The following is a 6,147-nucleotide window of genomic DNA, read 5'->3' on the forward strand; positions in this document are numbered from 1 at the left end:
ACGGTTCTATCCTGATATTGACATGTCCTACTTTACCAAAAAGAAAGAGGAATAAGGTGACACTGCAAAAAAAGAAAACGAAGAAGAAGGAGAGGAAAATGGTGAATCTAGCATTTCAAGCTGTCGTTGGCAGTCACAACTATAACCTGGTAACACCAACATCCGATAAAGACAAAAAGGCATTCTTCTTTCCAAATTTTTACATACTTTACAAAGGGTTTCAGCCGGCCTCCAAAGCCATCACAGGAGAGACAGAAGACATTGAGTATCATGATATCCGAAAACTCACGCACTTACTCTTTAAATCAAATGTCAATTTCCTTGAAGTGCTGTTCAGTGTAGAAGTAAACACGTATCATCCTGTGTATGGAAAGTTAAGTTACCATCTATCATTGGATTTTCTATACCGGTCTGTTTTAGGAATGAAAGCAACTTAAAAAAAGGGAATACCATTGCAAACCATCATTCATGCCGATGACATCTATCAACTTACACATCAAGAAGCGCGCGAATCAGCTTCCAACAAACCAAATGCTGTCATCATCCCGATGGCGTTTGCTGTTTACTTGGATGATACAGGGAGAATCAAAGGATATTCTGCACCGCGCCTTGATCGTGCACTAGGAAAATACTTGATGTCTGCAACCAATCTGAACCTCATAGCCGAGCATAATGAACTTCATGCTATGCTGCTGGAACTGGATGCTGTTGTGGAGTTTCACGAACCTTGGGAATCCGTCCATGGGGAAGAACACCCCTACAACGAGACGTTCCAAAAGGCATGGAAACTCTTAAAACGATATGAAGAACTTCATCCAGAAGAAGGGGAATAGGCTCCGCATCATGAGTTCAAACTCTTTGTGAAGAAACAGAAGGATAGTTCCTTCTTTACTCCATTTCGTAAAAGAGGGAATTCCCTCTTTTTTATGTAATAGACTTCACCACTCTTTTACGTTTAATCATTTCAACTATTAGGTGAATTTTATACGTTAGCGAGGAGGAATTTTCGATGTTCATTAATCTCATTCAAACTCTTGTATTTTTAGGTGTTGGATTTATTTTGTTTACCAAGGTGAAATTGTTCACTGTTCAAGCAAAATCCTCTAAACATCCTCAAAAACGCAAGATTGTGATTTCCGATAAAAATGGGAATTACATCTCATCCAAATAATACGATGATTTGGTTAGGAAGATCCTTTTATCTTCCCTCCCTTATGGCGGTTTTTGCCATCTTTCGCTCTTTTAATCTCAACTTTTTTCAGTAAAATCTTTGCATAAATTTATGAATAACGTTATAATTATTATATGTAAAAATATATTTGGAATAACGGAATATATATTAAGGAGGATACAAGTGAAACAAGCCATCACATTAGCTGAAGCGGTTCCGTTAAAGGGTATCATTTCACGTCATATTCAAGAATTGATACGGGAGAGAAATGATGTGGCATTTGTAGAAGCGGAAAAAGGGGAAGAGTACGAAAAACCCCTTCGGAGCGTAGAAAAAATCACAGAGGAACTAGAACGTGTCCGTAAAGATTTTCGAATGCTAGACATCCTGATTAACAAAGCCAATTTGGAAAACACGATATGCTGGGATGAAGAAAACATCTCTATCAAAGAAGCGATTGAACTGGCGAAACAACTTCGGGAAGAAGCGAACCGCCTGAAAAGCCTTGGAAATGCCAAAAAAATCGAACGAACCTCACGGGGGTTGTTAAACAACCATTTGGTTCTCCTTCGGATTGCTCAATTTGAACCAGAAGAATACCGAAAAAGGGGCATCAAACTGGAAAGGCAAGTCAACAAACTGTCTGCCTTGATAGAACATGCCAACCATTTTGTCACTATCGAGTTTGATGACACGAAGTATGCAGGAGAGGAATAATCTTCTCCAATTATGGTGGGAAACCGCCTTTTAGCAGGAAAGTGTGGACACCGCTTTTTGGAAAGAGAGACCGAGACGTTCTCTTCCCTCTTTTTTGAGCGTATCAAAAAAACACACGTAAAAGTGTACAAAATCTATGTAGATTTCAAATCTACCGGACAAGAAAAAACGGATCACGCTTGAACGATTTACGTTTCGAACGATTTACCAATAACGGACGTATTTCTTTTGAGCAGATATAAGTTCAAGTCCCGTTTCCTGCTTCTTTATGTTTTTTTAAAAAAGGAGGCGACAATACTGCAAACATCAAACGAGAACATTGCAAGTTTTTGGTGGAGAGTACTCGCTAATTTCATTGACGGAGTCATTTTGTCCTTTGTCGGAAGTGTCATTTCCATTTTCGGGCAAATCATATTCATCGTTGGATTCGGGGTAGATACTTCAGATACCCCTGATGAAAGCGGTCTATACTTTGGACTTGGCGCCTTTTTAGGTGCTTTAATATTCTTCATCATTTACCTCGCTCTTTACTGGCTATACTACGCTTTGTTTGAATCAAAATTGGGAGGAACACCAGGAAAACTTGTCTGTCAACTGCAAGTTCTAACAGAGAATGGCGATAAACTCTCATTCAAGCGTGCTACAGGCCACTACTTTTCCAGATGGATTCCATTTTACTGGATTACTGCGATGTTTACCGAGAAAAAACAAGGGATTCATGATATATTGGCTCATGTCATCGTGATCAAAAAATCATCCTCTCCTGTTCAAGTCCCGAAACAATCTCTTTAGGAAAGGCTTTGTCCTTTCTTTATGAGTTCCATATATTTTAAAAGGAGGAATTATTCATGCATTCACAGGAACACTCATTCCCACAGTCCAATCCCTATCCAACCCAACCATACTATCAGAACCCCCGACAGGAGCCCGCACAAGAAAATCCGTCTCCTCCTTCTCAAACACCCTATTTTACTCATTCCCACTATGAGCAGAGAGAATCATTCTATCCGTCTCAAGAGCCTCATCAGCCAAACTTTCCACATGTGCCACCATATCCATCGTACCAACAAGACCCTCGAACAGGAAATGCATTTACACAAGGATACCAACAGCCATACTCTCAAGAGCAAACCAACTTTCACCAGGAAAATCCGAACCTTGAAAGTTTGTATCTCTCCCAATTCCAACAACCAAACCCATTTCATCAAATGAATCAACTGCCGTATGAACAGCAGAATACTCAAGTTCCATACGGAGGGATGCCGAGTTCAACAAGATATATGGGCCCCCATATGGAATACGGTGGAATTTTGCAAAGATTTTTGGCCAACATCCTAGACAGTATCATTTTAAGTATTCCTTTCGGTGTGTTGTTTAGCGTTTTTGCAGGAAACTCCACAAAAGCGTTGGAAAATGGCGATTTTGCTGGATATATCGGCGCTGTTAGTCTGTATTTCCTGGTATCAACCGCCCTAACAATTTTGTACTTTGCTGGCACATACAGCTCCAAAATGCAGGCATCTATTGGAAAGCGGATATTGAAGCTAAAAGTGGTGGATGTAAGTGGCAACCGCATTGGATTTGGAAAATCATTGATTCGTTGTCTCGTTCAGTGTATCTTAAGCCCGATTCTCATGATTGGATATATTGTGGCATTTTTCAACCCACAAAAACAAACCCTGCATGATAAACTTGCGAAAACTTACGTCATCAAGCGATAATCAAGAAGACTCTCCGCGGGGAGTCTTTTTGATTTCCAGTATTTACAATGAAATGGAAATGGCTTGATCTGCTACAATGAAAGAAGGAAGGAGAATGACTATGTTTATCTCTCCAATGCTACTGGAGAAACGGGAAGAACCGTTTAACGACAAAACGTATCTGTTTGAACCAAAAGTGGACGGCCACCGTTTGCTTTTTTCATTTATAGACGGCAAAACCACCCTATATACCAGAAACAAAAATATGATTACTCACAAGTATCCTGAACTTCTTACCCACCCTTTTACCAAAAGTGTGATATTGGATGGGGAAGTGGCAGCACTTAATCAATCCGACATTATCGACTTTGAAGAGATCATGATCAGATTTTCTGCTTCCCGGTCTGAAAAAATCAAAAGACTGCAAACAGAAATCCCTGTTATATTTGTTGTCTTTGATGTATTGTATTATGACGGCAAAGATGTAAGAAGACTAAAACTTGAGGACCGAAAAGCTCTTCTCGATGAGATTCTTCCTCCTCATCCTGTATTCCAAAAGATTTTGAGTGTGGAAGGGGACGGTAAAATGCTTTATCAGGCCATTCAAAGTTCCCCGTTTCGGGAAGGAATGGTTGCCAAGAAAAAAGGGACTCGCTATGAATCAAAACGCAGTAAATCTTGGTTAAAAATTGTCAACTACCGATATGATGAGGTATTTATCCAAGGGTTTAGAAAAAACGAATTTGGTCTTCTCTTATCATTTGATCAAGAGGGACACCAAACAGCCGGAATCCTGGAACTTGGAATGCCAAGAGAAGCGAAATCGTACTATTTTCAAAAAATAAAGGATATAAAAATAAAAGAAGACGAAAGGTTTGTGTATACTCATCCAGTTCATTGCCGAGTAAAATGCCGAAACTTAACCCACAAAGGGCTTCTTCGGAGTCCATCCTTTGTTTCCTTTTAAAGATTGTCTAAAAAATAGACAATCTCATTTTTTTATTGTATAATGAATAACGGAATAAATGCGTGATAATTGAATGAAATATAGCCGTATTATAAGGAGGAATCGTATGAAAAACAAGGTAGATCAGTCTGAACCCAAAGAGAATTGTTGGCGCAATGTCGCTCTTTTTGTTGTCATCTGTATCATTACACAATCTGTCTCCTATGTTATCCTTCGGCTTTTTCTCCCTCTATATCTTTCTTCATTCATTTCCTATTTTTTCGCCTTTTTGCTTGGCTATTACATTCCAAATAAGCTGGATAAAAAACCAAACTCCTTTGATCATGCCTTTTGGTTTAGTGCAATGTGGTCACTCATTTTCTTCTTTTTAGGAATTGCTTAACGAAATTCCATAAAAATCTTAATAAATATTTGAATAACGGAATAATATTATTGTATTATGAAATAAATAGATGGATAAAAATAACAACATGACACAAACGAAAAAAACAATAGAATGGAGGTGTCAAATGGATATATCCGCAGAATACATTCTCCGTCTGCTTCTTCAGGAAGGGATTTCCTTTAGCATTACCCAAAGTGGATTTGTCTTTAAAGATGTTCTGGAGCAGAAAAGAGCCAATGAGATTTTACAGACTAACCATCTTCCCATTTGTTTCCCCATTCATACTACGATCGTTCGAACCATTCCGTTAGGCCTTTACCAAAAAGTGCATCCCAAGAGCAAACTGTATAGACCCGTTCACCCATAACGAAAAGGGTGAAAGCATTCCCTTTCACCCGCATATCTTTATGAAAAGAAGGCTTGGACTGGTGGAGCCGAGACCCGGAACAGGCTTGGACTCCAATAGCCGAGACCATTCTTTTCTTGTCAAAATTATTACGAAAGAAGGTGTGCATCATGAATGGTCCAACTACTCAAAACACTTGCCCAAACCACGGAGACATTGATCCTCGATTCATCGTTTTAAACGGAAACCTCACTCCATTCTGCCCGATTTGCTTGATTCCGCTTAAAATTGCAAAAGAAGGGTAAGAAGACCCAGCGTCGTCATGCTCGTTCCCACCTTTACACTCCTTTTTATGTTTTTGATTCCACATAGAAAAGGAGTTCTGCTATGTTTCATGTAAACGTATCCCCCGAACAAATTTCCTACGTTGAACATCTGATAGAAAACGTAAATTTTGGGCGAAGGGGTGTATTTGATGGGAGCAAAAATCAGCAACGAACCGGTCTTATTGGACAGGTTGTTCTCTCTGATCTTCTTGGTGTGGAACGGCCGAAAGGTGGAGGGTTTGACGGTGGAGTAGATTTCACCATTGAAGGATTCACCGTTGACTTAAAAACAATGGGAAGGACCGTTGATTTTAAGCCCTCTTACGTCCACAACTTTACCGGAAGTCAGATCCACTTTGATACCGACATCCTCCTATTTGCAAGCCTCAATATGAGAAAAAACATCCTTACCGTCTGTGGGTACCTCCCGAAAGACGAACTCAAAACAAAAGCCACTTTCTTTAAGTTTAAAGAAAAGCGATTCCGTGATAACGGAACCTACCTGTTGGTTCGCGACCCCAAAGGCCTCTATGAA

At 39.6% G+C, this 6,147-nt stretch carries 10 protein-coding genes; all 10 read left to right on the forward strand.

Annotation, left to right across the window (positions count from 1 at the left end; all coding sequences use genetic code 11):
- Positions 1-56 precede the first annotated feature (56 nt).
- Positions 57-437: a DNA polymerase beta superfamily protein gene (locus JK635_RS08245; protein WP_202653481.1), complete on the forward strand. Its 381-nt coding sequence runs from the start codon at positions 57-59 to the stop codon at positions 435-437.
- Positions 438-452: 15 nt separating this feature from the next.
- A complete protein-coding gene (locus JK635_RS08250; RefSeq protein ID WP_202653482.1) occupies positions 453-833 on the forward strand; it encodes a hypothetical protein in 381 nt (126 codons plus the stop codon).
- Between the two features lie 176 nt (positions 834-1,009).
- The gene (locus tag JK635_RS08255) at positions 1,010-1,171 is read left to right on the forward strand and encodes a hypothetical protein (protein WP_202653483.1); all 162 of its coding nucleotides are present in this window, start codon (positions 1,010-1,012) and stop codon (positions 1,169-1,171) included.
- Between the two features lie 183 nt (positions 1,172-1,354).
- Positions 1,355-1,888 (forward strand): DIP1984 family protein, encoded by a 534-nt coding sequence (locus JK635_RS08260; RefSeq protein ID WP_235887970.1) that lies wholly within the window; start codon positions 1,355-1,357, stop codon positions 1,886-1,888.
- 228 nt (positions 1,889-2,116) lie between these two features.
- Entirely contained in the window at positions 2,117-2,680 is a 564-nt protein-coding gene (locus JK635_RS08265) for an RDD family protein (protein ID WP_202653484.1), read from the forward strand.
- A gap of 56 nt (positions 2,681-2,736) precedes the next feature.
- Positions 2,737-3,609 (forward strand): RDD family protein, encoded by an 873-nt coding sequence (locus JK635_RS24200; RefSeq protein WP_235887971.1) that lies wholly within the window; start codon positions 2,737-2,739, stop codon positions 3,607-3,609.
- A 94-nt stretch (positions 3,610-3,703) separates the two neighbouring features.
- Entirely contained in the window at positions 3,704-4,555 is an 852-nt protein-coding gene (locus JK635_RS08275) for an ATP-dependent DNA ligase (protein ID WP_202653485.1), read from the forward strand.
- 106 nt (positions 4,556-4,661) lie between these two features.
- The gene (locus JK635_RS08280) at positions 4,662-4,937 is read left to right on the forward strand and encodes a hypothetical protein (RefSeq protein ID WP_202653486.1); all 276 of its coding nucleotides are present in this window, start codon (positions 4,662-4,664) and stop codon (positions 4,935-4,937) included.
- 127 nt (positions 4,938-5,064) lie between these two features.
- On the forward strand, positions 5,065-5,307 hold the full coding sequence (locus tag JK635_RS08285) for a hypothetical protein (protein WP_202653487.1): 243 nt from the start codon (positions 5,065-5,067) through the stop codon (positions 5,305-5,307).
- 366 nt (positions 5,308-5,673) lie between these two features.
- Positions 5,674-6,147 (forward strand): hypothetical protein (locus JK635_RS08290; RefSeq protein WP_202653488.1); only part of this gene is annotated, 474 nt, incomplete at its 3' end.

The sequence above is a fragment of the Neobacillus paridis genome (assembly GCF_016765675.1).
Classification (GTDB): domain Bacteria; phylum Bacillota; class Bacilli; order Bacillales; family Cytobacillaceae; genus Neobacillus; species Neobacillus paridis.